The following is a 23,949-nucleotide window of genomic DNA, read 5'->3' as shown; positions in this document are numbered from 1 at the left end:
ATTCCACAATATGGCTATTTATATTGTGTCGTGAGGTCTGGCACTTTTCTTTTGGGGCAGCCTTTTTACTTGGAACGTTTTTTTGTCAACATCCCTATTTTGCTTTCTACGTATTTTCGATAGTTTTCTGAAGTTTGAAAGTAAAAGAGGAGTTTGGATGTGATGATATGAGGGTTTTCGTTTCCGAGGGCATAGGCGGCATAACTGCTCCATTGATATTGCTCTGGAGAGGAAACAAGGTTGGCCTCTACAGGATTTAAATGAATGTAACGACTTGCTTCACTGAAATAATCAACGCTGTCAATTAATTTTGCACCGTATCTCCCTTGAAAAACATGACCGACTAAATCGTAACGCTTATTGAAGTATATCGCATATTGAGAATGTAACATTTTCATAATCTCTTTTATATGGATATCGATTGTTTCAAGAAGCAAGTGAAGATGATTAGGCATGAGGCAATAGGCGTGGAGAATGAAAGGATATTTTTCGCGGGTTTCTTCTAACAACGAGAGATACTTTTCATAATCCTTTTGTGAATAAAAAATAGCAGCTTTTCTATTTCCACGACTCGTAATATGATAGACCGCTCCTGGAAACCATACACGAGGCTTTCGTGACATGATCTTCCCCCTTTCTAAACAACCATTCATAATAACTCCCCCACTACTTTAACGATTTAAAGTAGTGGGGGTCAGACCCCCTTTTAAAAATAAGCTTCATACAGTGCTTGGACGGCTTTGTTTACAGCTTCTTCTTTGACGCCGAACATCATGCTGACTTCAGAGGAGCCTTGGTTGATCATTTCGAGATTGATGTTGGCATTGGCAAGTGCCATTGCTGCTTTAGCAGCGACGCCGACAGTTCGTTCCATTCCTTCACCAACGACCATGATCAACGCTAAATTCCGCTCTACATGAATGTCATCAACGTTTAATTCTGTTTGAATGCGGTCAATAATGCGCTGTTCTTTCTCCCCCTCTAATTGATGAGCTCTTAAAATGATCGACATATTATCAATTCCCGATGGAGTATGCTCATAAGAGATGCCTTCCTCTTCTAAAATTTGCAGCACTTTTCGTCCAAAACCAATTTCACGGTTCATTAAATACTTGCTGATGTTAATGCTGCAAAATCCGGTATCACTTGCAATTCCGGCAATAGGCTGTCCCTTATGGTCTCTTTCTGCCACAATCCATGTGCCTGGTGCTTCCGGGTTGTTCGTGTTTTTCACACAGACCGGAATACCTGCTCGATAAACAGGCTCTAAAGCCTCATCGTGGAATACGGAAAAACCAGAATACGACAGTTCACGCATTTCCCGATACGTCAGCTCTTTCAATTGACGCGGATTGTCCACAATGGACGGATTGACACAGTAAATCGAGTCTACATCGGTAAAGTTTTCATACACCTTAGCCCCTACTCCCGCTGCAACAATCGAGCCTGTAATATCCGAGCCGCCACGCGGGAACGTCACAATATGTCCTGTTTGTGAATAGCCAAAAAATCCTGGAATGACTAAAATACCGGTACGCTTCTTCAAATCTTTCAATCTCTCATAAGACTCCGGTAAAATTTGCGCATTCCCTGGCTCATCTGTCACAAAAATACCAGCCTCTTTTGGATTGACGTAATGCGCTTCATGACCTAAATGATTCAAATAAAATGCCATCAGCTTAGCATTATTATCTTCTCCGCTTGCTTTAAGCGCATCCATTAACCGCTCCGGCTCATTCTTATAAGTGTCAATGACTTTCTCTAAATCTATTTTTATTTTTGCAATAATCTCATGCGACAGCTCTAACCCTTTAGCAATCTCCTCGTAACGTTCTATAATGGCTGCAAATACGTCATCATAGCTGTCTCCGTTGATCACCTTATTTGCTAGCTGAATAAGCAAATCCGTCATCTTAGTATCCTCTTTAAATCGCTTCCCAGGTGCTGATACAACGATGATGCGACGCTGTTCGTCTGACAAAACAATATGCGCAACTTTTCGAAACTGTCCGGCACTCGCCACCGAACTTCCCCCAAATTTCGCTACCTTCATTATCGATAACCCTCTCTATGTAAAAGTTATTTATATTTTGATATCATATCACACTTTTATAAGAAGGGAAGAGTTACTTTTTATAAATTCTGACATTTTCATTTTTGCTGAATATTTCCTGCTCTTACATTCGCAATCCCTTCTTTGCACACCCCATACTGTAACCATGAACAACCGTGACATAAGTAATCCAAATCATCAGGATGGACTTTGTGCGCCGTTAATTTAAGCAGTTCCGACTTTAAATATACCCCATTTTGTTCAATCCCAAGATGTTCTAATACTTTTCGATCCATCGATGTCACATGTTCCTCGGAATTCGGGTCAGCTTCACAAGTGGCCTCACCGTGATGCGGACATGTAAAACAAGCCTCATCAAGCGCCACAACTACTTTTATGAAAAAGTCTTTTTCTTCATCCCGAATCTCTTCAACAATCTCCCGCATTTTCTTAACAAACTCCGGACTATAACCCATTCCGCGAAATCCATGGATACATAACAAATGATGTCCGCGCAGCGTTCTCATCTTTCATCCCACCTTAGCCGTCTCAACAAAATTATTTTCTCTCTTATATTTTAATGGGTCTTCAGATTATCTAGCGGAATACCATTTAAATTTCGTATCTTCAAATAATGTTTTGTGACACTTTTTGATCGTCTTATACATGTTGGTTTAAGCCTTGCAAGTAATCTTTTACCTCTTCTACTGTCATCAACGCTATCGTATGATTGTGTTTGTTTATATAGCTGTAAATACCATATATCGTTTGATATTTATCAGACTCTCCTGCCTGCCAGTAATGCTCAAACCGTTCTATGATGTATGTCATGACATCTTTTAAGTCTGTACAGTTTTGTTCTACATAAGTGAGTATTTCTTGTAACGTTTCTTGATCAACATGTCTGTTCATTTGTATGCTCCCTTGTTTGTTGTACAATATCGGTCAACTATGTAATGTGTTATTTTTTATTATCATTTCGAAATCAACTTTTCCACCATTTAATCCGAAGAGCCATTTTAATTTAGTTCTATCCAATTAGGATGAAAACCTTTTTCTATTGGCCAATCTCACCACTTGCCTCCGCCATACATAAACATATAAATCTATCTTACACTCTCAACACGTGAATCAAACACGAAAATAGACTGGGGTTCTGTTTATAAGCAGCAGGGCGTCTTTTCAATATATTCAAAAATCCAGTTTGATTTATACAGATTGATTTTCCGACATATCTTATGAAGTATTTCAACCGCTCTTTTGTCTCGCTTAAACGTCTTACTTATGTCGGTTTTTCGTTCTCAATTAGTTTACTTAAATCTTGCCCGGCAATAAAAAAGAGGCCGCCCGATAAGTGTCTGCCCCCGCCCATACCACCATATTGTGTTGTGGGGTCTGACACTTCTTTTTAGGGCCAGCCTCATCACTTATCCATTTATAATAAGCGCCAAATTGCACTCAATCCTAACCGACTCTCCCACTTCTCATACACTCCGATCCGAGTGGTCAATACGTAATGCAATAAGGTCATTTTCGCCCATCTCGATTCAAGCGTATCTTTGTGCACATCAATAATGAGCGAGCTGTCATCTGTAAAAATGACTTTCGCGCGCTTTTTTTCATGCCGCTCAATCTTCTTCATATGCGCTAAAAACAGCCAGCAACACTTATCACTTTCCGGGGAACAAGTTGGCATTGCATATAACCCCAATGCCACACTTAAAGCAATCGGCACCATTTGTTTAATACCAAGAATTTGTTTCGCTGATTCAAGTATCCCTTCATAACTGCATCCATAAAAAATGCAATTTTCTTCAATAATTTGCTTCGGAGATTTAGTTACCATATATGTTTCATGCGATTCATGTACAATCGTACATAAATTGCCATACTGATCATACGTCGGCTCCAGAGCCACCGTTTCTTTTGTGATTCTGTAATCACTTCCTTTTGTCATAATTTCCCCTCCTTTTCGAATTTAAAACATTTCATTTTTTGAAAAGAAAGGGTATACTAACTATGAGGTTGGTATACCCAACTCTTGCAGCCCTTTTGGTGAATCCGAGTCCAATTTTTCACCAAAAGGGGCTTTTTATTTTGATCGATTCCGTCCGCTTCTCTCCCTCCTTTCTGTTAAAAAATTCGGGATTAATCGCGAATTCCGGTGCTTCGTTCATTTCCACAACAATTAACGACATTTCTTACAAAAGATTACTATTTTTTCCTTTTTACGACTAAATTATACTAAATATTCAAATAATTTTAATACCCTTTTTGAACAATTTTTCTAATTTTTTGTGATATTCTTCATCCCTGCAGCTAGACTGACTCTACTTCCCTTAAACATTTACAAAATACAATTTATTTTATATAATTAAAAATTTAAAAGGATGCCTCAAAACAATGAGACATCCTCTTTCATCATCAAACAAGAGCTTGTTGGGATTTCAACCATTGCACAATGCTCAACAATGTTTCTTTATCATGATCGAAAAAGTATAGGCGCTGACTGCCGCGAAAATGGCCGTTAAATTGCTGCCACCCGCGGTTATGGACATCCCAATTCACGGTACGCAGTGCTTCCATGCGTCTTTTCATCACTTGTTTTCGTGCCGCAAACGTATTTCTAACCATTCCTTCATTGACATAGTAGGCGATCGCTAAAATCATCGGAAAACTGGCTAAAATCGTTTTTTCATAGTTTCCGATATCCTCATGCGGATACAATAAAAATAATTCATTGAACCACTCATTGATCAATTCGACATACTCTTCAGGCTGTAAATTCAGTTTTACATCGAACTCTAGCGATTTTATATATATTTTTCCTGTAATAAACAACACAACTAACTGGCGCAATTGGGACAGCGACAAAAATTTTTTATTCGCCGGACGTATCACCGCACGCTTTTCTGTTTCAATTCCCGCTAACCGAAGCAGCGGATTTTGATGCAGCACTTGATTGGCAATTTGGTTTACCGCATTGCGCGAATCATACTCAATTAACTTCGATAGCGCGACTTTTTTTCCTTTTGTATTAAAATCAATGTAAAGCTGGTCTTGTTCTTCTTTTGTTAAACCGCTGAACAGCTGCACACCAATGGCTGTCTCGCTTAAAATAATATCTAACTTGATCCGCTCTTTATTCTCTTCACCATTTTGAAGCATTTTTTTATTCGTTTTGTACAATTGCGTTAACGCAACCGCACGCTTCGAGCCATCAATCATTCTCATTTGTAATGTTTTCCAATCCGCCTCCTGCTGATTGGTGTGCGCGATCAGCGGAGGGAAGTATACTTGCTTCTTGCTAAACGCCTCCTCCATATATTTTTTAATGCTTCTTACTTGTGGTTGATTAACATTGCGTATTTCAATTCGTTTTTCATCCATCATTTGGACTAACTCAGGAATTGGAACGACAATCATCGTTTGTTCAGCACCCATTAACATACCACCGCTTTCTGCTTCATCTCTTTCAAAAACAGTTCGCTCAGTTTTTTCACTTTGCCTTGCTCGGATAAACGAACGACTTGCTTTTTCTTTTCATCATAAAACGGTGCAAACAAAGGATCATCATGCCGCCAGCTTGTAAGCTCTTTTAACCGTTTCAAATGTTCGATCGCTTCCGTATAGCTCTTTCCTTCTTCCGCAACGAACCGATACACGGTATACGCAAGCGAAATTTGTACCCCAGACAAACCGGAAACATACTTTTTCCGATTCGCTCCTTGTTTCGGAAAAAGGTGAAGCCATGCTGTAAAAAACCGCTCCGCAATATCGATCACTTCTTCTTCTCGGCAATACTTGCATATCGGTTCTCCCTCTTTATAACCGACATTTCCTTCAATGAGGGCTATCAAACATTTTTTCATAATGACCATCGACGTTAATGAAGAATTCGTCGTCGTCAAACGCGATAAATTTCTTTCAATCTCAAATTTGCTGTCTAACCGTTGCACTAACGTTCTTGTCCATTCCGCATAACGGTCGCGCTGGTCATACTTCACTACTAAACCGCCATGCGCTTCTTTCCGCTCCGTATTAATGTCCGTAAAAAGCTGGCGTTCATCATCTTCAGACAAATCTAAATAAATTTGCATCGCGATTTCATAGGATTCAAGTGTATCAATCCACTTTTGTATTTCCTCTGCTTTTTGCCTATGGCCGTGATCTTCATACGCTTCTTTTTCAAACTTTAGCTTTTGCAAAGCGCTTTCTAACGCTTTGGCACGATGCTGTCCGTCGAGAATCGCCATTTTCACTCCTGGTACAAGTTCCCACTCCTCTTCACGAATCCGCGACAATGCGCCACGGGCAGAAAAAACAAATGGTGAAAAATAAAATGTCCCTTCCTTCACCGTTTCCAAAATAAAATCGCGTATCGCATTTTTTCGCCGCGGGTCCAATTCCCGCTGCACTTTTCCATCTACCGTAAAAACCGACTGTAATATCCGAAAAGGCATTTTCGTAAGCAGCACACGGCGTCCAAACTGTCTATATTCCCGAACTTTTATTCGCGCTAATAGATGATCATTCATATCTTTCACCTCTATTTTTATTATACAAAAAATTACAAATATACAAATGTTTCTCTCAATTTCTTTTTAATGATGCTTCTGATTCTACCTTTCATAAAAATCAGCAGCTAAGTTGAAGAGTTTTACTCCAAATGACCTATAAAACCGAACCGATTTCCTTAGCAATTCCATACTTTCGCACTATTTGATCGTCATTCTTGCAAATGGTAAGTTAATAATGTCTACATAAGGCGAACGAAAGGGCAAAACCGTTGAAAAACGGTGACGCAAAGCTATAGGGGCTAATGTCTCTTTGACGATGCCAGCCAGCTGCCGAATCGCTTCCTCCGTTCGTCTTATGAAATCGAAATGGAGGGATTACATCAATGAATGAATCATGGTTAACACCGGAACGAAAACAAAAGTTAGTATACGGCGCTTTAACTTTAACAGCCATCGTTGTTGGAACACTTACAACTTTGCTTGTAAATCAAGCATTATAACGAAAAACATAGTCTGCTAATGCTCCTAAATGTGAATAAAGAAGATGAGCCATACAGATCGTATAAGCTCATCTTTCTTTTTACTTATCGCTGATTTTTGATAACCTCCCTATAAGCCTCCTGAAAAGGTCCTCTGTCGTGAAAATAACATTTCCATTGACTCTTTATGGATTGGAATGGCATTCTAAACATAAAGACCAATTCATTTTTCATAAGAAAGGACTAGTTCGCGCATGGGCTTAACAAAAGAAGAAGTAACAAAAGTATTGTCTGTGATCCTCCATCAATTAACCGATAGCTGGCGAAAAGAAAAAATTCATTCGGATGTCATGGAAATCATTATGAACATGAGAATAAAAACGGAAAACGAGCAAGAGTATATGGATTTACTGTTAACCAACATCGCTTTTGCCGTCGAATCAAGCCGTGCCCTACAACAAATCATGGAACTTATTTTAAAACAAAAAACGTTCCCACCTGCGCAAGCGATCGAAACAATGATGAAAGACGCACACACGCGCATCAATGAGCAGTTAGGAAACATCATTGGAACATATCATACGCATTTCGAGGGGATTGAAGATGTAAAGGAACGAAAACGAAGACTAGAGCTGACTTATTGTCCGATTATTATTGCTAATCGCATTAAAACCGATTTCATTCTCGGCTTTGTTCATGAAAACAACCGTGAAACGATCAAAGAACTGCTAGATACGGAGCCAGCTTATATTCTTGAATCGCTTCACCATCTAAGCGGCCTTTACGCGAGCATGCTGTTGGAAGGAATGGAGCTGGAATATTAAATCGTTCACATGCTGAATAAAACGAATGCGCGCGAAGAAATCGAGCACTTGTGGTATAGCAGAGAGTATTATGCTACCCTCGAAAAAAAGAGGCTGAACCTAAAAAGTGTCAGACCCCACAACACAATATGTGAAATGTGCGTGAGATCAGACACTGATGGATCAGCCTCTTTTTCTCTTCTCCCATTCGCCACCTTCTGCTTCCGTGATATAGCCTCTCTGCTCATCTGCCTGCTTGGCAACAAACATTAAGCTCATCGTTACTAACATCGCAAGTGAACCAACGAATACTCCTGCTATAAAAGTCCACATACAGCCTGGCCCTCTCCTTTCCTTCAAACCTTCTATCCTATAAAACTCTCTCACAAAACAAGATTTTTACCTTACGATGATTCAACAATATCAGTCTTACATTCATGATTTCCAAGCTGGAAAGGAGATATACTTTTCTTTATAAAAAACAGATGCAATCTCTTTTTTATATGACGTTTTCATTTATGTATATTGATCATTCTTCGAGAAAATTGTGTTAAAATAAGGAAAATTATATAAAAAAAGGAGTCATACGATGAACCTGAAACGAATTCATCATGTTGCTATTATTTGTTCTGATTATGAACGTTCAAAGCATTTTTATGTCAATGTTCTTGGGCTTGAGGTGATTCATGAGCATTACCGTAAGGAACGCAACTCATACAAGCTTGATTTAAAAGTGAACGAATATGACCAAATTGAGCTGTTTTCATTTGAAAACCCACCAAAACGGTTAAGCTACCCGGAAGCTTGCGGGCTGCGCCACCTTGCCTTTGAAGTAGAGAACATTGAAGAAGCAATCGCCCACCTTCATAAACACGACATTGAAGTAGAACCAATTCGCATGGACCCAATCACTGGGAAACGATTTACGTTTTTTGCTGACCCTGACGGATTGCCAATTGAGTTATATGAAACATAACTCCATTCTCGGATGCGCCAGACTGTATCATGATTCTATTGCGAGATGGAACCTTATAAAACCTGTTCATATAACGATGAAAATGAACAAAATAGGAAGAAAATGAGGTGATTCCATTGTTTGAACATTTATTAGTAGGTTTACTCTTTCTCGGAAGCGGTTTCCTTCTTTTTTGGTTCCCACCGAAAAAAATCAATGGCATATATGGTTATCGAACACCAAAATCAATGGAAAATGAGAAAAATTGGGTGGTTGCCAACCGGTATAGCAGTCAATTATTTATCGTTTTTGGATTATTGTTATTGATCATCGGAGGTGTAAGTCAAAATGCTCTTATAACACTTACTTTTACTGTTATTTTTACCATTCTCCTTTTCTTGCTCGTTGAAAAAAAGCTCCGTTCCTTGTAAAAGACGATGAGTATTCGTGACTCCGTTTTTCAACCGTATCATTTAACAAAGCCGATTACCTCTATAAGCGGATATCAGCGGAAGCATGACATCAGCATCCTCTAAGAACGCTTCAGCCGCCAATAAATATGGACAAATAATAACGCAAGAGCCGCACCAACCGAATCAATCATCACATCAGATACAAGAGCAGAGCGCCCCGGCTGAAACGATTGATGCCATTCATCCGTAGCGGCATAAACAGTCGCAAAACTCCATGCAGCGATATATGCAAAACGATGGGGACTCATTGCTTTCCATACGAGAAAAGCAAGAATACCAAACTCAGAAAGATGGGCAAACTTACGGACAATAAAATTCCATGAAAAGAAACGAGTATCCTTGTTATTCATCGTTTCCAATCCTAAATATTGGGCAATATCATCAATTACCTTCGCTGTATTTTCTCCTGTGAATGCAGGAGATTCCGTAAAGTAATAAATGAGACCGCACCATAAAAAGACGAGTCCCCACCAAAGCCATTTGTTTTTCATCATCTCACCTACTTGTTTTTCCATTTTGATTCTAATCGTTCCCACTACTTCCTTCTATACGATTCACATCCTTTTGTCAATCCTAATGCAGAACAAGGAAAACGGCCAATGTCCGGACTCGCCCCTCGTTTACCGCCACCGCTTTCCGGCCATACTTGGTAAATGAGGTGAGAGGATGTTAGAAACAATGACTTTGCATAGTGTAGGTATCGATAAACTACAACACTTCTCTTTTTATGCTATCATCGCTTTTTTATTGGCCGTCATCGTATGTCTGATTCCGCCGTTTGTAAATGGCTTTTCACGTATTTGTGCCGTTGCATTTTCACTGATGTTCATTGGAATATTAGAAGAATACCGGCAGTTGCTCGTCCCCGAGCGAACGACCGAATGGCAGGATGCTGTGGCGAACATGCTAGGTGTTTCCATCGGCGTGTTCCTTCCACTTCTCATTCATTTACAATGGAGAGGAACGAAACAACTCCAACGAAGCTTCCTTCCGCTAGGAGCAGTCACTCTCTTTGTTTTAGCTCCTTTGCTGTATGGATTAACGGTTGTGAGTGAACCACTTCCTACCATAACGGTTCGCAACGACGCTTTCCCCGTTCACAACGCCTATCCGGAAGACATCCAGACAGATAGCGAACAGGCGCTTACACCTGAAACGATTATCAAGAAATATCGCTTACAGCTAGAGGAATTAAAACAATATGCGAATCAAAACATAGAACAGCTGGCGGAAGAAGCTATAAACGAATGGAAAGCAAAGCAAATACCACTAACAGCTCTTTATACAAAATACATGAAACGGGCCAACGAATTGGAAAAACAAATCAACACAGAGTTTCAACAAATTTATGAGACAGCGAAAACAGACTTACAACAGCACGGCTTTGCATCGGAATATGCCAATCCATTGAAGCAAGAATACGAAGATACAAAAGAGGAACAGAAAGCCGAGATGATGCAGAAAGTAGCTGGTGAATGGTTTGAACAATGAAACTACTGAGGCTGATCCAAATGTAAAGTGTCACCCAACACGATATATCGAACATCCTATTGGATCCATGAACGATACATGGTGAAATTGACGTGAGGTCAAAAAGGTAGAAAGAATGTTTAATCATATTCGTATTTCTCCCTGATTCGCATGTTGGTCAAAAATAGGGATTTTCCTCAGAAACATGTTAAAATAAATAGAAACATGTTTTACCAAACAAGGAGTGACAAACGATGATTAAATTCGCCACAATCGGAACGAACTGGATTACCGAAGAATTTATTAAAGCAGCAAAAGAGGTACCGGACTTTGCCTTAACAGCTGTGTATTCACGAACAGAAGAAAAAGCGAAAGAATTTGCCGCAAAAGTGGGCGCGGAACGAACATTTACAAGTTTAGAAGAAATGGCCCAAAGCGATGAAATCGACGCCGTTTATATCGCAAGCCCCAACTCTTTTCACGCCGAACAAGCGATTCTGCTGATGAACCATGGCAAACACGTCATATGTGAAAAACCAATCGCCTCCCATACAGCGGAATTACAAGCGATGATTGAAGTGGCAAAACAAAACGATGTCGTCTTAATGGAAGCGATGAAATCGACGCTACTTCCAAATTTCCAAGCGATTCGTAAACATATACATAAAATCGGGAAAGTCCGCCGCTATTTCGCAAGCTATTGCCAATATTCATCACGCTATGACGCGTACAAACAAGGAACAGTATTAAACGCCTTCAACCCTACTTTTTCCAGCGGAGCATTAATGGACATTGGCGTTTACTGCCTTTATCCAATGGTTGTTTTATTCGGGAAGCCTCTTCACATAAAGGCCAACAGTTTCCTACTTGAATCCGGAGTCGATGGAGAAGGCAGTATCATTCTCGATTATGGAGATATGGATGCGGTTGTCATGTACTCAAAAATCACGAATTCGTACATTCCTTCCGAAATTCAAGGCGAAGAAGGAAGCATAATCGTAGACACAATCCATACGCCACAAAAAGTCGAAATTCACTATCGCGACGGCCGCATCGAAGACATTACTGAAGCACAAACACACCATCCAATGTACTACGAAGCAAAAGAGTTTATCGAGTTAATTCAAAATGGAAAACGAGAATCGGAAATCAATTCTCATTATCATTCACTAACGACAATGGAAATTATGGAAGAAGCACGGAAACAGACAGGGATCGTCTTTCCAGCGGATCGCTAAAGCCTCTTGCCTATGGCAGGAGGTTTTTTCATATCCGGATGGACTAGCCTGGAATATCCCCAGAGGCTTTCGGGTTTACAGATTCCACGCGCTCAGCCGAACCCCCTGCTTTCCCGTTCATTTTTTGTGATAAGGCAACAAGCCGGGCTGGGCTAGTTCGTGTATTCCATGATGACTTTCTAACAGGTTGCTTTCACTACTTATCAATGTGGTTGTTGAGGTTATAAATAGCGGTTTTCATCATACTATTTAATAGTGATTTAAATTTGACATAAAATTCTTACAATGATAATATTTATATCAGCGAATGAATTTTTCTAAATATCTAAATATTTGAATTTGTATGCGCTTACTTATCATCCATTTAAACAAAGGGGGAATTAATCATGATTTATGCTCAACCTGGAAAACCTGGTTCACTTATCACTTTCAAAAAACGTTATGAAAACTTTATCGGAGGAAAATGGGTTCCTCCAGTAGACGGTGAGTATTTTGAGAACATTTCCCCTGTGACTGGGGAAGTTTATTGCGAAGTACCGCGCTCTAAAGCAGCGGACATCGAATTGGCGTTAGATGCGGCACATGCAGCAAAAGAAGCATGGGGACGCACATCTCCGGCAGAGCGTGCAAGAATTTTAAATAAAATTGCCGATCGCATGGAAGAAAACCTTGAAATGTTAGCGGTTGCAGAAACATGGGAAAACGGAAAACCAATCCGTGAAACATTAAATGCTGACATTCCTCTTGCTATCGACCATTTCCGTTATTTCGCCGGCTGCATCCGTGCGGAAGAAGGTTCATTGGCAGAGATCGATCACGATACAGTAGCTTACCACTTTAAAGAGCCAATCGGCGTTGTTGGACAAATCATCCCTTGGAACTTCCCGCTTTTAATGGGAGTATGGAAACTTGCCCCAGCATTAGCTGCCGGCAACTGCGTAGTGTTAAAACCAGCGGAACAAACGCCGACTTCCATTCTTGTTTTAATGGAACTGATTCAAGACTTGCTTCCACCTGGCGTTGTGAATATCGTTAACGGTTTTGGCCTTGAAGCAGGAAAACCGCTTGCATCCAGCAGCCGAATCGGAAAAATTGCGTTTACAGGTGAAACAACAACAGGCCGACTTATTATGCAATACGCTTCCCAAAACATTATTCCAGTCACATTAGAACTTGGCGGTAAATCACCAAACATTTTCTTTGAAGATGTAATGGACAAAGATGACGAATTCTTCGACAAAGCGCTTGAAGGCTTCACGATGTTCGCGTTAAACCAAGGTGAAATATGTACGTGCCCATCTCGCGCTCTCATCCAAGAGTCTATTTATGATGCGTTTATCGAGCGTGCCTTAGAGCGTGTGAAACAAATTAAACAAGGAAATCCATTAGATACAGAAACAATGATTGGTGCTCAAGCTTCTGCTGAGCAGCTTGAAAAAATCTTATCTTACATTGATATCGGTAAACAAGAAGGAGCCGAGCTATTAATCGGCGGTGAACGCAATTTCCTTGAAGGCGAATTAAGCAACGGCTATTATGTGAAGCCAACAGTATTTAAAGGCCATAACAAAATGCGCATTTTCCAAGAAGAAATTTTCGGACCGGTTGTATCAGTGACAACGTTTAAAGATCAAGAAGAAGCATTGGCCATCGCCAATGAATCATTATACGGTCTAGGTGCAGGCGTTTGGACACGCGATATCAATACCGCTTACCGTGTTGGCCGCGGCATTCAGGCTGGACGTGTTTGGACGAACTGCTACCATGCTTATCCGGCTCATGCGGCATTCGGCGGATACAAATTATCTGGTATTGGCCGCGAAACACATAAAATGATGCTTGAACACTATCAACAAACAAAGAACTTGCTTGTCAGCTATTCTCCTAAGAAACTAGGATTCTTTTAATACGTAACATCAACAGGCAGCGTGCTACTTAGCTCGCTGCCTGTTTTACCAATAAGCGAAAGGAGGTCTACTTATGAGCAAGCAACCAAAAGTCCTTGCGACAGAAGCCGCTTTACAATTAATTGAAAAATTGAAAGCGAAATATGGTCCTCTCATGTTTCACCAATCAGGCGGATGCTGTGACGGCAGCTCCCCTATGTGCTATCCACAAGGAGACCTCATCATCGGAGACTCTGATGTCCTACTTGGTGAAATTGGCGGTTGTCCATTTTATATCTCAGCCGCACAGTATGAATATTGGAAACATACACAACTCATTATCGATGTCGTGCCCGGCCGAGGTGGCATGTTCTCGCTTGAAGGACCAGAAGGGGTACGGTTTTTGACACGTTCGAGGGTATTTGGAGAGTGAATCAAGTAGTTTTTCAATCATTAGATGGGCTTCGTAATCACTCGTATTTGCGTGAAGCCCATTTTTTAAAGCCTATATTTCTTTACCGTTTCGTTTTCTATGCTAAGAAAATAGTTTCTATCCTGAAATATGTAAATAAAACAAGAATCTAGCGTCAAACGATCTCTTTTTGTACCGTTTCTAAAATGTAATAGACTCCAAGGGTATCAAAAATGTCATGAATCATTGGATTCATCCCTTGTAATTTCAGCTTACATTTTTGTTTCTCAGACAAACGAATAGCATTGATAATTGATCCTACCCCTGTAGAATCGATAAATTCTAAACCTTCCAAATCAACGACTAATTGGTCTATATTCCCTATTTCCTCCAACGTTTGATCCAATATTTTTGTCGTTGAAATGTCTAAAACCCCTTTTACATAAAGCGTCATTTGAGAGCCTTCTTTCAACATGTCAATCGTCAAAGACATACATTCCCTCTCCCCGATTCATTGGTATTTGAGCTATATCTTTCGAAGAGTTTACTATCATTGAAGATATACATGTGTTTACGTTCGTATGATCCATCACCTTTTTTACCAAAATTTTCAACTGATATCATTATAACGATTAGGTTAAAAAAATGTAAACAATGTTTTTAGTTAGATATACTATACCACAAAACAATCGTTTTCCACCAAGAGACATAAAAAGCGATGAGAGCCCCATCTACCACTGCCTCCTTCTAATGAAAGCGTCGACAAACATTCATATCCAGATGACAAATTCAGAAGTTAGGTGAAAGGGCTGCTCCGATTCGCTTCCCTATCCCCCTCCGCTATTGGTAAAACTTCCAAACGATCGTAAAAGGAAAATAATTCTAGTATCAATCTCTTCCTATCTTTGTTAATATTTTAATTGGATGCCAAATACTCTATCCGGAGGTATATCATGAAGAAATTTCTAGTATTATGTAGTTCTTTGATTCTCTTTCTTTCAACGTTTTCATTTTCTCACAAAGCCGAAGCCGCTACATTTAGCGACATTAATGGCTCGTTTGCAAAAGAATATATTGAAGCACTTGGAAAAGAAGGAGTTATTACCGGTTTTCCTGATGGAACATATCGTCCAAACATAACGATTAAACGTTCCGATTTTGCGAAAATGCTAGCATTGGCATTAGAGTTACCTTTAAATGAGGCTAGCGCAAAATCTTTCACCGATGTTCCTAATTGGGCAAAACCATATGTTGGCGCGCTAGTGGATGCCGGCATTACAAGCGGAAAAAAACCTGGATATTTCGGTGCCGCATTACCAATTACCCGTCAAGAGATGATTATCATGTTTGTACGTGCGATGGGATTGGAAGACTATGCACAACTTTTATACTTGCAATCTGAATTTAAAGATGAAGCAAAAATCTCCCCTACAGCTTATCCGTATGTATCGTTTGCAGAACATATAGGCTTTGCGGAAGGAAACCCTAACAACGAATTTATGCCATCTCAACCAGGAACGCGTGCCGCTGCAGCAAAATGGATTTATTTCTTCAAAATAAAAGGGGACCAATTCTTTGAAAATGCCTTATATGTCATTGGAGCTAACACCGTAGACAATATTGAAGATGTTCAATTCGTCAATGATGACGCGGTTAAAGTGGTCTACACCGACGGAACTTCTGAAACGATTGATGTCGTCACCTTCCTCGATGACATGTATATGCGTCTTCAATATGATCAGTTCAACTACTGGACTGGCTTTGACTGGGCAGATTTATCAGAGGGAGAAAAAACAGAGATCATCCAATTTATAGTTGAATGTTGGCAAGCGGATTGGAGCGATTATAAATTATTAGCCGCTCCTGAAGTAGTAGTTGAAAAAGTGAAACAACGCTTAAACAACTATTTTATTAATCATAACAACAATCAAGATATTCTACTAGAAAAAGCGATTTGGGTCGCTATTGATGAAAGACTTATACAAGCAAAAAACCACCAATAACATTGTAGGAGCAGTTCAATAACTGCTCCTACATATTTTACGGTTCGATTATTTCACTAACTCCAACGGCACTGGAATAAATTTCTCCACTTTTTCCCCTTTTAATACTTTTAACGCTGTTGTCACCGCATTTTCCCCAATCAGTTCAGGCTTTTGTGCGACTGTTGCTGCCATTTTTCCTTCTTTTACTGCTTTTACAGCATCTTCTGTCGCATCAAAACCAACAACAAGAACATCTTTCATACCGCGAGCTTCAAGCGCTTCTAATGCTCCTAACGCCATTTCGTCGTTATGAGCGAACACCGCTTTAATGTCGCTTTGGCTTTGCAAAATGTTTTCCATGACAGACAACCCTTTTGCACGGTCAAAGTCCGCTGCTTGCTTTGCGACTACTTTTATATTGCTTGCCTTATCAATTACTTGATGGAATCCTTCACCGCGCTCACGTGCCGCAGATGAACCAGGGATCCCTTCCAACTCGACAATATTTCCACCGTCTTTTAACTGTTCAATTAAAAATTCGCCTGCCATCTTACCGCCAGCAACGTTATCAGAAGCAATGTGAGAAACGACTTCTCCACCTTCTGCACTGCGGTCTACCGTAATAACTGGAATGTTTGCGTTATTCGCTGATTCAATCGCTGATGTGATGGCACTTGAGTCTGTTGGGTTCACTAAAATAAAGTCAACGCCTTGTTGAATTAAGTCTTCAATATCGTTAATTTGCTTCGCGGAATCATTTTGTGCATCAACGACTGTTAATTCTACCTTTGCTTCCTTCGCTGCTTTTTCCGCTCCTTCTTTTAAAGATACGAAGAACGGGTTATTTAACGTAGAAATCGACAAACCAATTTTAATATCTTCGTCTTTCTTTCCTTCTTTTTTGTCACTTGTTGCACCATTTTCAAGTGAGCAACCCGCTAATACGCCAATGGCCAGTAAAACCAATATAAACATGCTTGCTAGTTTCTTTATCATGTCTCCCATCTCCCTTAATGATTTTCTATATCAAACTTCTTTACGGCGATCTAAAATGACCGCAAGAAGAATGACAGCACCCTTGATGACTTGTTGATAGAATGAAGATACATTTAATAGATTCAATCCGTTGTTCAACACACCGATAATCAGTGCGCCGACTAACGTTCCGAAAATCCAACCGCGACCGCCGGATAAACTTGTTCCGCCAAGCACGACAGCGGCAATGGCATCTAATTCATAAGACGTTCCCGCGGTCGGCTGTGCCGAGTTGAGTCGGGAAGTTAAAATCATTCCCGCTAACGCAGCGAGTCCGCCTGTTAACGAATAAATCCAAACTTTTAATCGGTCAACACGGATACCAGATAAGCGGCTCGCTTCCTCATTGCCGCCAATGGCATATGTATGGCGGCCAAATGTGGTTTTCTTTAAAACAAAGTACAAGACAATATAAATAACCATCATAAACACAACGGGAACAGGAATCCCGAGAAAATAACCTCGCCCCATCATTTGGAATAAAATATCATCGGAAAATCCCGTAATGGGGCGTCCGTCTGTATACACTAACGTTGCACCGCGAAAAATCGTCATCGTTGCTAATGTCGCAATAAACGGAGCGACACGTCCTTTTGTAATAATCGCACCGTTCAACGCTCCCATCAGAAAACCGGCGAGTAATCCAATGATGATGGCTGTCCATCCCTCCATCCCGTTGGCCATCATCCCCGCTGTAATCGCGCTCGAAAGCGCTAACACAGAACCGACTGATAAATCAATTCCTCCTGTGAGAATCACAAATGTCATCCCAAAGGCAATCAACGCGTTAATCGATACTTGGCGTAAAATATTTAACCAGTTGTCGACCGTTAAGAAATTATCGCTTAATACAGACAATACGATACATAACAATAGAAAACCGATAAGCGGACCCAACTTTTTCACATCAAAACTCCATGCTTTTTCCCGTACGTCTTGCATTATGCTTCCCCTCCCGTCGCCGCACGCATAATCATTTCTTGATCGACATTTTCATTGTCGAAAATGGCCGTTACTTTTCCTTCATGAACAACCATAATGCGGTCGCTCATTCCCAGTACTTCCGGAAGCTCCGACGACACCATAATAATCGCCACACCTTGCGCGGTGAGTTCATTCATAATCTCATAAATTTCTTTTTTCGCCCCGACATCGACACCGCGCGTCGGTTCATCTAGGATGAGAATGCGCGGCTCCATCGCCAGCCATTTTCCAAACACCACTTTTTGTTGATTTCCCCCACTTAATGCCTTTACTTCTAGTTCCGGTGAAGCCGTTTTAATTTTTAAGCGGGCAATGAGCGATTGAACTAAACTTTTTTCCTTTTTCGCCTGAATGACACCGACATTGGCTAATTGCTCCGCTTTTGGTAGTGTTAAATTTTCACGAACACTCATATTCAAAACGAGCCCTTTGCTTTTTCGGTCTTCCGTGATAAACGCAATGCCGTGCTTAATCGCTTGACGAGGAGACTTCACATTTACCGGCTTGCGATCAATATATATCGTTCCCTCTTGCACTTTTCTCGCGCCAAAAATCGCTTCCATGATTTCCGTTCGTCCCGCTCCCATCAGCCCGGCAACACCAAGAATTTCTCCGGCGCGTACAGAGAAGGAAACATTCTCGAATACCCCTTTTTGTGTCAATCCTTCCACTCTCAATCGTTCTTCGCCAATTTGTTTTTCCCGCTTTGGAAAGCGTTCACCAATTTGTCTGCCTACCATCATATGAACAATTTCATCAAAGTTCGTTTCCGGAATCTTTTTCGTTCCGATAAACTGCCCATCTCGCAGCACCGAAATCCGGTCGCAAATCGTAAAAATTTCTTCCATGCGATGCGAAATGTAAACAATCGCGACTCCTTGCTGTTTGAGCGTGCGAATGACCTCAAACAACGTTTGAATTTCCCGGTCCGTAAGTGCTGCGGTCGGTTCATCCATAATGAGACATTTCGCATCCGTTGATAACGCCCTAGCAATCTCGACAATTTGTTGTTTCCCTACTGATAGATTGCCCGCTATTTCATTGGGTGAAATCTCGATGCCGAGCTTTTGCAGATAGATCTTCGCCTGCTCCGCCATGTCTTTGCTGCGAACAATGCCGGTACGCCCAAGCGTCTGCTCGCGGCCTAAAAACATATTTTCCGCAACCGTTAACGTCGGAATGATGTTCAATTCCTGGTGAATGACGGAAATCCCGTCTTGTTCCGCCTCTTTCGGATGACGGTAATGTACTTCCTTTCCATTCACCATGACCGTACCGGAATCCCGTTCGTAAATCCCCGTTAATATTTTCATTAATGTGGATTTGCCGGCTCCGTTTTCTCCCATCAAGGCATGTACTTCACCGGAGCGCACTTCAAAGTCAACGCCATCTAACACGACATGCCGATGGAACGACTTTTTAATCCCTTTCATTTCAATAAACGGCCTTGTCACGTTCCTCTCCCCTTTAAAGGTGCGATGTTTTAAGAAAAATTGACGCCTGAGTGAAGAATAATATTCGCATAAGGAGTTGCTTCCCCTGTGCGGATAATCGCTTTCGCTGATTTTGTCATCTCTTTAAACTGCTCATGAGAGACAAATTGCTTTGTCGTTGTCTCAAACCGTTTATGAATTTCTTCGTTCATTTTTTCATTATTCGTTTTAATCTCTTCCGCAAGCGTGACCGCCTCAATCTCTAACTCTGCGACAATCGCGTCCAGCACAGTAAGAAACGATGGAAACCCTTTCACAAGCGACAAATCAATGCGTACAACGTCATCGGGAATCGGCAATCCGCAGTCAGCGATGACAATCGTATCCGTATGGCCTAAAGAAGCTAAAACCGTATTTAATTCTTTATTTAAAATGCCGTGCTTTTTCATGAAGAACACCCTTTCTTCGTCTTAAGAAACGCTTGAACCTCATCTTCTGTCGGCATTCCCGTTTGCGCTCCGAGCTTTGTCACAGAAAGCGCCGCTGCCGCGTTTCCGAATAAACACGCTTCTTCTAAACTCATGCCTTTACTTAACGCTACCGCCAGCGCGCCATTGAACGTGTCTCCAGCTCCTGTCGTGTCTACCACAGGAACACTGAACCCTGGAATTAACGTCGGTTGTCCATTTTTTATGATTGTGACGCCGCGCGCTCCTTCTGTCACAATGAATGGATTGGCGAATCGGCTCGCATCGATGTCCGCAAAGACAATATCGCGCTCATGTTCATTCGGCGTCAGAATGTCCACTTGCTCTAACAATGACAGCGGTAACGGCTGTGCAGGAGCCGGATTTAAAATGACGCGGACTCCATGCTTTTTCGCTAATGCCACCGCTCTCTCAACAACCGGAAGCGGAATTTCTAACTGCAGCAAACAAATATCGCTCGATGCAATCACTTCCTCACACACCTCGACATCTTCCGGGCGAAGCGAATGGTTCGCTCCAGGAACGACAATGATTCGGTTATCCCCTTCTGAAATCGTAATCACCGCCACTCCTGTTTCCACATCTGTAACCGGTTTCACATTGTCGACAGAAACACCTTCCCGTTCAAGGCAGTGAAGAAGCTCCTTTCCAAAAGCGTCCGTACCGACCGCACCAATCATATGGACCTTTGCGCCTAAACGAGCCGCTGCGACTGCTTGATTTGCCCCTTTTCCACCGGGAATCAGGCGAAACCTTTCCCCAAGAATCGTTTCACCTTGTGACGGAACACGGCTTGCTATGGTGACAAGATCCATATTGATACTTCCAATAACGGTTACTACTGGTTTGGTCATCCCTTTTCCCCCTTACGCGTCGATTCCCGCTGAATGAGCTGAACCGGTAATACATAATGAATTTGATCAAGCGGCTGTCCTTCAATTCGTTTCACTAAGAGCCTTGCTGCCATCGCGCCCATTTCATAAATCGGCTGTGAAATCGTCGATAACTCCGGCGTTGTCATCTCTGTGAGCGGAATGCCGTCATATCCGATAATCGCTACATCTTCCGGCACGCGAAGACCAAGCTGCTGTACCGCCTTCAGCGCACCAACCGCCATCACATCATTCCCGGCAAAAATACCGTCAATCGTATGCTCTTTGAACGCTTGTAATACAGCTTCTTTCGCTTGTTTTAGATGATAGTTTCCGAGAATGACAAGATTCTCATCCCACAGCCCTAACTCCTTCATTTCATCGCGATAGCCGTTGAACCGTTCCACTGCGTTGACAACGTGTGGTGGTCCTTGAAGATGGGCAATCTTGCGGCAGCCGATGTCATATAGATGCCGCGTCGCCAACCGCGCCCCGCCATAATTATCGGCAATCACCGACGGAAACGAGTGATTCAACGGACGGTCCAAGACAACAACCGGCACATCAAGCTCAGACACTTCCGCAAGCTCCAATTGATTCGTCGTTAAAATAACGCCATCGACATACTTTTGTTTTAATACCTCAATATACTCTTTTTCCTTTTCATTTTTCTCATCGGAATTACACAAAATCACGGTGTAATCATAAATATTTGTTACATCTTCCACTGCACGGACAAGCTCCGGAAAAAACGGGTTCGAAATATCCGGAACAATCAAGCCAATCGTTTTCGATGTCTTTTTAAAAAGCGTCCGCGCGACTTCATTTGGTTTGTAATTTAACTCTTGAATCGCTCGCCTCACGCGCTTTTCTGTTTCTTCATTGACATAGCCATTTTGATTCAACACGCGCGAAACTGTCGCGACAGATACACCTGCTAATCTAGCAACATCACGAATCGTTGCCATCTTTATTCTCCACCTTAATCTTATGTAACCGGTTACATACAATATAACAGGCAAAACACCCAATAATCAAGTAGTTAGTCAAAATATTTACGACTTCACTGATGGATCATATGTCTACATTTGAAAAATAGGAAACTACCTTGTTTATCGGAGCGGAGAATGAACATAGAACCTCTACCCGTTCACGTTCCATTTTCTTCCTCGAAACCTTTATAACATTACAAAATTAATTACAAAAATTATTTTCAACATTACAAATACATATTGTAATTCGATATTTTTAAGCATTTCATTCAGAAATATTTTTGTTTTATACCTTTTTCTTTAGTTTTTAGTGAATTTTTATTTTCCTACTCATTATTTCTCCAAATATTCTAATTTGACGAACCCCAATCAATCATATAATAATCAAATTGTAATGTAACGTTACATTACTCATTAGTAATCTTTCTTTTCTGATTACAAACTGATGACAAATGTTATCATTTGAAAAAATCAGAAAGGAGAGAGAGAAATGAAGAGAAGCTTTCTTAAGAAACTAGCAACCGGACTTTTAGCATCTATTTTGCTCGTTGGAACGGTAGGATGTTCCAAGGCGTCAGATGCTGCCGATTCCGATTCATCTAAAAACGGAAAAGTGGAATTAAAAATCGGAACATGGGCTGGTGCACAAGAATTAAAAGAATTTCAAGCCATCGTCGATAAACTGAATAAACAATCCGATGATTATCATTTAACGATCCAAAGCATCCCTGCCGATTACTACAAAAAGATTCAAACCATGGCAGCTGCGAAACAAGCACCTGATTTATTCTGGTTATCTCAAGAATACATACCGATGTATGCAGAACTAGGGGTCATCGCTCCACTTGATGAATACATTAAAGGAAATCCGAAAGTAAACCTTAATGACTACTTTGAAGGTCCATTACAAGTGGGAAAAGTTAACGGAAAACTTTACGGTTTACCTTGGATTAACCAACCTGTAATGCTTTACTATAACAAAACACTCTTTGAAAAATCCGGTGTTGAACTTCCAAAGCCAGACTGGACATGGGAAGATTTCGAAAAAGCGGCAAAAGCTTTAACAAAAGATACGAATAACGACGGAAAAGTGGATCAATTCGGAACCGTGATTGACGGTTGGCCACCAATCGCAACATGGGTTTGGACGTATGGCGGAGAAATTATCGATAAAACCGGAAAAGTTCGCATTGATGAGCCAGAAGCCATTGAAGGTATTAAAATGTTGAATAAACTAGTCAACGAGGACAAAGTAACACCTACTAAAACTCAAGCACAAAATACAGGCGGCCCAGAAATGTTTAAAACAGGCAAAGTCGCTATGTTCTTTGGTGGTGCCGGTGACGACTTGGAAAAACAAGTCGGAAATGCTTTTGAAGTCGGTATGACGAAAGTGCCTCATGCTAAAAAAGAAGCGACGTTCAGCTGGATCGCCCACACAGTCATGTCCAACAACACGAAGAATAAAAAAGTCGCGGCAGAAGCATTAATCGACTTGACAAACGCGATTCATGAATGGAAAATCCTCCCTCCTACAAAATCAGACTTAGAAAAGGTAGAAAAAATTCGTCCAGATAAAAAATATGCGGTTGATATCATCAAAGAAAGTGCAAAAGTGGCACGCGGCTTCAATAACCAGAAGCAACAAAACGAACTTGACTCTGCCATTTGGCAAGAATTATACGAACCAATTCTTCTAGGTAAAAAATCTCCAGAAAAAGCAGCAAAAGACGCTGCAAAAGCACTTCGTAAAATTTTAGGTCAATAATATCTCCTGAAGGGGCTGACTCAAAAGCAACGTGTCAGACCCCACACACATCCCATTGAATCACCTATGAGGTCCGACACGGATTGGTCAGCCCTTTACTGAT

25 protein-coding genes and 1 riboswitch are annotated in these 23,949 nt (G+C 41.0%); of the genes, 9 read left to right on the top strand and 16 right to left on the bottom strand.

Annotated elements, in window-relative coordinates:
* Window positions 1-65 precede the first annotated feature (65 nt).
* The 7 genes from HNQ85_RS07385 to HNQ85_RS07355 form a co-directional block, all read right to left on the bottom strand.
* Complete coding sequence (locus tag HNQ85_RS07385) at window positions 66-623, bottom strand: REP-associated tyrosine transposase (RefSeq protein ID WP_181537109.1); 558 nt, start codon at window positions 621-623, stop codon at window positions 66-68.
* Between the two features lie 83 nt (window positions 624-706).
* Window positions 707-2,053: an aspartate kinase gene (locus HNQ85_RS07380; protein WP_181537108.1), complete on the bottom strand. Its 1,347-nt coding sequence runs from the start codon at window positions 2,051-2,053 to the stop codon at window positions 707-709.
* Between the two features lie 98 nt (window positions 2,054-2,151).
* Window positions 2,152-2,580: a DUF1284 domain-containing protein gene (locus HNQ85_RS07375; protein ID WP_181537107.1), complete on the bottom strand. Its 429-nt coding sequence runs from the start codon at window positions 2,578-2,580 to the stop codon at window positions 2,152-2,154.
* 133 nt (window positions 2,581-2,713) lie between these two features.
* The gene (locus tag HNQ85_RS07370) at window positions 2,714-2,965 is read right to left on the bottom strand and encodes a hypothetical protein (RefSeq protein WP_181537106.1); all 252 of its coding nucleotides are present in this window, start codon (window positions 2,963-2,965) and stop codon (window positions 2,714-2,716) included.
* Window positions 2,966-3,488: 523 nt separating this feature from the next.
* On the bottom strand, window positions 3,489-4,010 hold the full coding sequence (locus tag HNQ85_RS07365) for a competence protein ComK (RefSeq protein ID WP_181537105.1): 522 nt from the start codon (window positions 4,008-4,010) through the stop codon (window positions 3,489-3,491).
* Window positions 4,011-4,477: 467 nt separating this feature from the next.
* Entirely contained in the window at window positions 4,478-5,497 is a 1,020-nt protein-coding gene (locus HNQ85_RS07360) for a DNA sulfur modification protein DndB (protein ID WP_181537104.1), read from the bottom strand.
* Window positions 5,497-6,591, bottom strand: coding sequence for a DNA sulfur modification protein DndB (locus HNQ85_RS07355; RefSeq protein ID WP_181537103.1), 1,095 nt, complete (start codon window positions 6,589-6,591; stop codon window positions 5,497-5,499). The genes HNQ85_RS07360 and HNQ85_RS07355 overlap by 1 nt, the downstream gene beginning before the upstream one ends.
* Before the next feature lie 231 nt (window positions 6,592-6,822).
* Window positions 6,823-6,908: riboswitch (cyclic di-GMP riboswitch) on the top strand.
* A 398-nt stretch (window positions 6,909-7,306) separates the two neighbouring features.
* On the opposite strand from HNQ85_RS07355, the gene HNQ85_RS07350 reads away from it, so the two are divergent.
* A complete protein-coding gene (locus HNQ85_RS07350) occupies window positions 7,307-7,876 on the top strand; it encodes a hypothetical protein (protein WP_181537102.1) in 570 nt (189 codons plus the stop codon).
* Between the two features lie 162 nt (window positions 7,877-8,038).
* Here the strand turns inward: HNQ85_RS07350 and HNQ85_RS07345 are convergent, their stop codons facing one another.
* Window positions 8,039-8,188 carry a DUF3789 domain-containing protein gene (locus HNQ85_RS07345; RefSeq protein ID WP_181537101.1) on the bottom strand — a complete coding sequence of 50 codons (150 nt, stop codon included), beginning with the start codon at window positions 8,186-8,188 and terminating at the stop codon, window positions 8,039-8,041.
* 256 nt (window positions 8,189-8,444) lie between these two features.
* On the opposite strand from HNQ85_RS07345, the gene gloA2 reads away from it, so the two are divergent.
* Complete coding sequence (gloA2, locus tag HNQ85_RS07340) at window positions 8,445-8,831, top strand: SMU1112c/YaeR family gloxylase I-like metalloprotein (protein WP_181537100.1); 387 nt, start codon at window positions 8,445-8,447, stop codon at window positions 8,829-8,831.
* 107 nt (window positions 8,832-8,938) lie between these two features.
* Complete coding sequence (locus HNQ85_RS07335) at window positions 8,939-9,241, top strand: SdpI family protein (RefSeq protein ID WP_181537099.1); 303 nt, start codon at window positions 8,939-8,941, stop codon at window positions 9,239-9,241.
* 101 nt (window positions 9,242-9,342) lie between these two features.
* Here HNQ85_RS07335 and HNQ85_RS07330 read toward each other — a convergent pair whose 3' ends face one another.
* Window positions 9,343-9,774 (bottom strand): VanZ family protein, encoded by a 432-nt coding sequence (locus HNQ85_RS07330; RefSeq protein ID WP_181537394.1) that lies wholly within the window; start codon window positions 9,772-9,774, stop codon window positions 9,343-9,345.
* Window positions 9,775-9,949: 175 nt separating this feature from the next.
* On the opposite strand from HNQ85_RS07330, the gene HNQ85_RS07325 reads away from it, so the two are divergent.
* The 4 genes from HNQ85_RS07325 to HNQ85_RS07310 all read left to right on the top strand — a co-directional run bounded on the left by HNQ85_RS07325 (window position 9,950) and on the right by HNQ85_RS07310 (window position 14,310).
* Window positions 9,950-10,774 (top strand): VanZ family protein, encoded by an 825-nt coding sequence (locus HNQ85_RS07325; RefSeq protein ID WP_181537098.1) that lies wholly within the window; start codon window positions 9,950-9,952, stop codon window positions 10,772-10,774.
* Window positions 10,775-11,007: 233 nt separating this feature from the next.
* Complete coding sequence (locus HNQ85_RS07320; RefSeq protein ID WP_181537097.1) at window positions 11,008-11,991, top strand: Gfo/Idh/MocA family protein; 984 nt, start codon at window positions 11,008-11,010, stop codon at window positions 11,989-11,991.
* A gap of 386 nt (window positions 11,992-12,377) precedes the next feature.
* Entirely contained in the window at window positions 12,378-13,898 is a 1,521-nt protein-coding gene (gene adh / locus HNQ85_RS07315; RefSeq protein ID WP_181537096.1) for an aldehyde dehydrogenase, read from the top strand.
* A gap of 73 nt (window positions 13,899-13,971) precedes the next feature.
* On the top strand, window positions 13,972-14,310 hold the full coding sequence (locus HNQ85_RS07310; RefSeq protein ID WP_181537095.1) for a DUF779 domain-containing protein: 339 nt from the start codon (window positions 13,972-13,974) through the stop codon (window positions 14,308-14,310).
* 154 nt (window positions 14,311-14,464) lie between these two features.
* Here the strand turns inward: HNQ85_RS07310 and HNQ85_RS07305 are convergent, their stop codons facing one another.
* Window positions 14,465-14,782, bottom strand: a complete 318-nt coding sequence (locus HNQ85_RS07305) for an STAS domain-containing protein (RefSeq protein ID WP_181537094.1) — start codon at window positions 14,780-14,782, stop codon at window positions 14,465-14,467.
* A gap of 460 nt (window positions 14,783-15,242) precedes the next feature.
* Between HNQ85_RS07305 and HNQ85_RS07300 the strand changes: the two genes are divergently transcribed.
* Window positions 15,243-16,292: an S-layer homology domain-containing protein gene (locus HNQ85_RS07300; RefSeq protein WP_181537093.1), complete on the top strand. Its 1,050-nt coding sequence runs from the start codon at window positions 15,243-15,245 to the stop codon at window positions 16,290-16,292.
* A gap of 48 nt (window positions 16,293-16,340) precedes the next feature.
* Here the strand turns inward: HNQ85_RS07300 and rbsB are convergent, their stop codons facing one another.
* The 6 genes from rbsB to HNQ85_RS07270 are packed head-to-tail and all read right to left on the bottom strand — an operon-like array spanning window position 16,341 to window position 22,054.
* Window positions 16,341-17,270, bottom strand: coding sequence for a ribose ABC transporter substrate-binding protein RbsB (rbsB, locus tag HNQ85_RS07295; protein ID WP_181537092.1), 930 nt, complete (start codon window positions 17,268-17,270; stop codon window positions 16,341-16,343).
* Between the two features lie 30 nt (window positions 17,271-17,300).
* Window positions 17,301-18,251 carry a ribose ABC transporter permease gene (gene rbsC / locus HNQ85_RS07290; RefSeq protein WP_181537091.1) on the bottom strand — a complete coding sequence of 317 codons (951 nt, stop codon included), beginning with the start codon at window positions 18,249-18,251 and terminating at the stop codon, window positions 17,301-17,303.
* A complete protein-coding gene (locus HNQ85_RS07285; RefSeq protein ID WP_181537393.1) occupies window positions 18,251-19,726 on the bottom strand; it encodes a sugar ABC transporter ATP-binding protein in 1,476 nt (491 codons plus the stop codon). The genes rbsC and HNQ85_RS07285 overlap by 1 nt, the downstream gene beginning before the upstream one ends.
* 50 nt (window positions 19,727-19,776) lie before the next feature.
* Window positions 19,777-20,175 (bottom strand): D-ribose pyranase, encoded by a 399-nt coding sequence (gene rbsD, locus HNQ85_RS07280; RefSeq protein ID WP_181537090.1) that lies wholly within the window; start codon window positions 20,173-20,175, stop codon window positions 19,777-19,779.
* The gene (gene rbsK, locus HNQ85_RS07275) at window positions 20,172-21,068 is read right to left on the bottom strand and encodes a ribokinase (RefSeq protein WP_181537089.1); all 897 of its coding nucleotides are present in this window, start codon (window positions 21,066-21,068) and stop codon (window positions 20,172-20,174) included. The genes rbsD and rbsK overlap by 4 nt, the downstream gene beginning before the upstream one ends.
* Entirely contained in the window at window positions 21,065-22,054 is a 990-nt protein-coding gene (locus HNQ85_RS07270; RefSeq protein ID WP_181537088.1) for a LacI family DNA-binding transcriptional regulator, read from the bottom strand. Before HNQ85_RS07270 ends, rbsK begins: the two co-directional genes overlap by 4 nt.
* Before the next feature lie 514 nt (window positions 22,055-22,568).
* Between HNQ85_RS07270 and HNQ85_RS07265 the strand changes: the two genes are divergently transcribed.
* Window positions 22,569-23,846 carry an ABC transporter substrate-binding protein gene (locus HNQ85_RS07265; RefSeq protein WP_181537087.1) on the top strand — a complete coding sequence of 426 codons (1,278 nt, stop codon included), beginning with the start codon at window positions 22,569-22,571 and terminating at the stop codon, window positions 23,844-23,846.
* Window positions 23,847-23,949 lie beyond the last annotated feature (103 nt).

The sequence above is a fragment of the [Anoxybacillus] calidus genome (genome assembly GCF_013760845.1).
Classification (GTDB): domain Bacteria; phylum Bacillota; class Bacilli; order Bacillales; family Anoxybacillaceae; genus Paranoxybacillus; species Paranoxybacillus calidus.
This window is presented reverse-complemented; position numbering and strand designations above follow the sequence as displayed.

Bases quoted from the DNA above. Each gene is read 5' to 3' on its own strand.
- HNQ85_RS07385 (WP_181537109.1), bottom strand. From the start codon at position 623: ATGTCACGAAAGCCTCGTGTATGGTTTCCAGGAGCGGTCTATCATATT.
- HNQ85_RS07380 (WP_181537108.1), bottom strand. From the start codon at position 2,053: ATGAAGGTAGCGAAATTTGGGGGAAGTTCGGTGGCGAGTGCCGGACAG.
- HNQ85_RS07375 (WP_181537107.1), bottom strand. From the start codon at position 2,580: ATGAGAACGCTGCGCGGACATCATTTGTTATGTATCCATGGATTTCGC.
- HNQ85_RS07370 (WP_181537106.1), bottom strand. From the start codon at position 2,965: ATGAACAGACATGTTGATCAAGAAACGTTACAAGAAATACTCACTTAT.
- HNQ85_RS07365 (WP_181537105.1), bottom strand. From the start codon at position 4,010: ATGACAAAAGGAAGTGATTACAGAATCACAAAAGAAACGGTGGCTCTG.
- HNQ85_RS07360 (WP_181537104.1), bottom strand. From the start codon at position 5,497: ATGGGTGCTGAACAAACGATGATTGTCGTTCCAATTCCTGAGTTAGTC.
- HNQ85_RS07355 (WP_181537103.1), bottom strand. From the start codon at position 6,591: ATGAATGATCATCTATTAGCGCGAATAAAAGTTCGGGAATATAGACAG.
- HNQ85_RS07350 (WP_181537102.1), top strand. From the start codon at position 7,307: ATGGGCTTAACAAAAGAAGAAGTAACAAAAGTATTGTCTGTGATCCTC.
- HNQ85_RS07345 (WP_181537101.1), bottom strand. From the start codon at position 8,188: ATGTGGACTTTTATAGCAGGAGTATTCGTTGGTTCACTTGCGATGTTA.
- gloA2 (WP_181537100.1), top strand. From the start codon at position 8,445: ATGAACCTGAAACGAATTCATCATGTTGCTATTATTTGTTCTGATTAT.
- HNQ85_RS07330 (WP_181537394.1), bottom strand. From the start codon at position 9,774: ATGAAAAACAAATGGCTTTGGTGGGGACTCGTCTTTTTATGGTGCGGT.
- HNQ85_RS07325 (WP_181537098.1), top strand. From the start codon at position 9,950: ATGTTAGAAACAATGACTTTGCATAGTGTAGGTATCGATAAACTACAA.
- HNQ85_RS07320 (WP_181537097.1), top strand. From the start codon at position 11,008: ATGATTAAATTCGCCACAATCGGAACGAACTGGATTACCGAAGAATTT.
- adh (WP_181537096.1), top strand. From the start codon at position 12,378: ATGATTTATGCTCAACCTGGAAAACCTGGTTCACTTATCACTTTCAAA.
- HNQ85_RS07310 (WP_181537095.1), top strand. From the start codon at position 13,972: ATGAGCAAGCAACCAAAAGTCCTTGCGACAGAAGCCGCTTTACAATTA.
- HNQ85_RS07305 (WP_181537094.1), bottom strand. From the start codon at position 14,782: ATGTCTTTGACGATTGACATGTTGAAAGAAGGCTCTCAAATGACGCTT.
- HNQ85_RS07300 (WP_181537093.1), top strand. From the start codon at position 15,243: ATGAAGAAATTTCTAGTATTATGTAGTTCTTTGATTCTCTTTCTTTCA.
- rbsB (WP_181537092.1), bottom strand. From the start codon at position 17,270: ATGATAAAGAAACTAGCAAGCATGTTTATATTGGTTTTACTGGCCATT.
- rbsC (WP_181537091.1), bottom strand. From the start codon at position 18,251: ATGCAAGACGTACGGGAAAAAGCATGGAGTTTTGATGTGAAAAAGTTG.
- HNQ85_RS07285 (WP_181537393.1), bottom strand. From the start codon at position 19,726: ATGAAAGGGATTAAAAAGTCGTTCCATCGGCATGTCGTGTTAGATGGC.
- rbsD (WP_181537090.1), bottom strand. From the start codon at position 20,175: ATGAAAAAGCACGGCATTTTAAATAAAGAATTAAATACGGTTTTAGCT.
- rbsK (WP_181537089.1), bottom strand. From the start codon at position 21,068: ATGACCAAACCAGTAGTAACCGTTATTGGAAGTATCAATATGGATCTT.
- HNQ85_RS07270 (WP_181537088.1), bottom strand. From the start codon at position 22,054: ATGGCAACGATTCGTGATGTTGCTAGATTAGCAGGTGTATCTGTCGCG.
- HNQ85_RS07265 (WP_181537087.1), top strand. From the start codon at position 22,569: ATGAAGAGAAGCTTTCTTAAGAAACTAGCAACCGGACTTTTAGCATCT.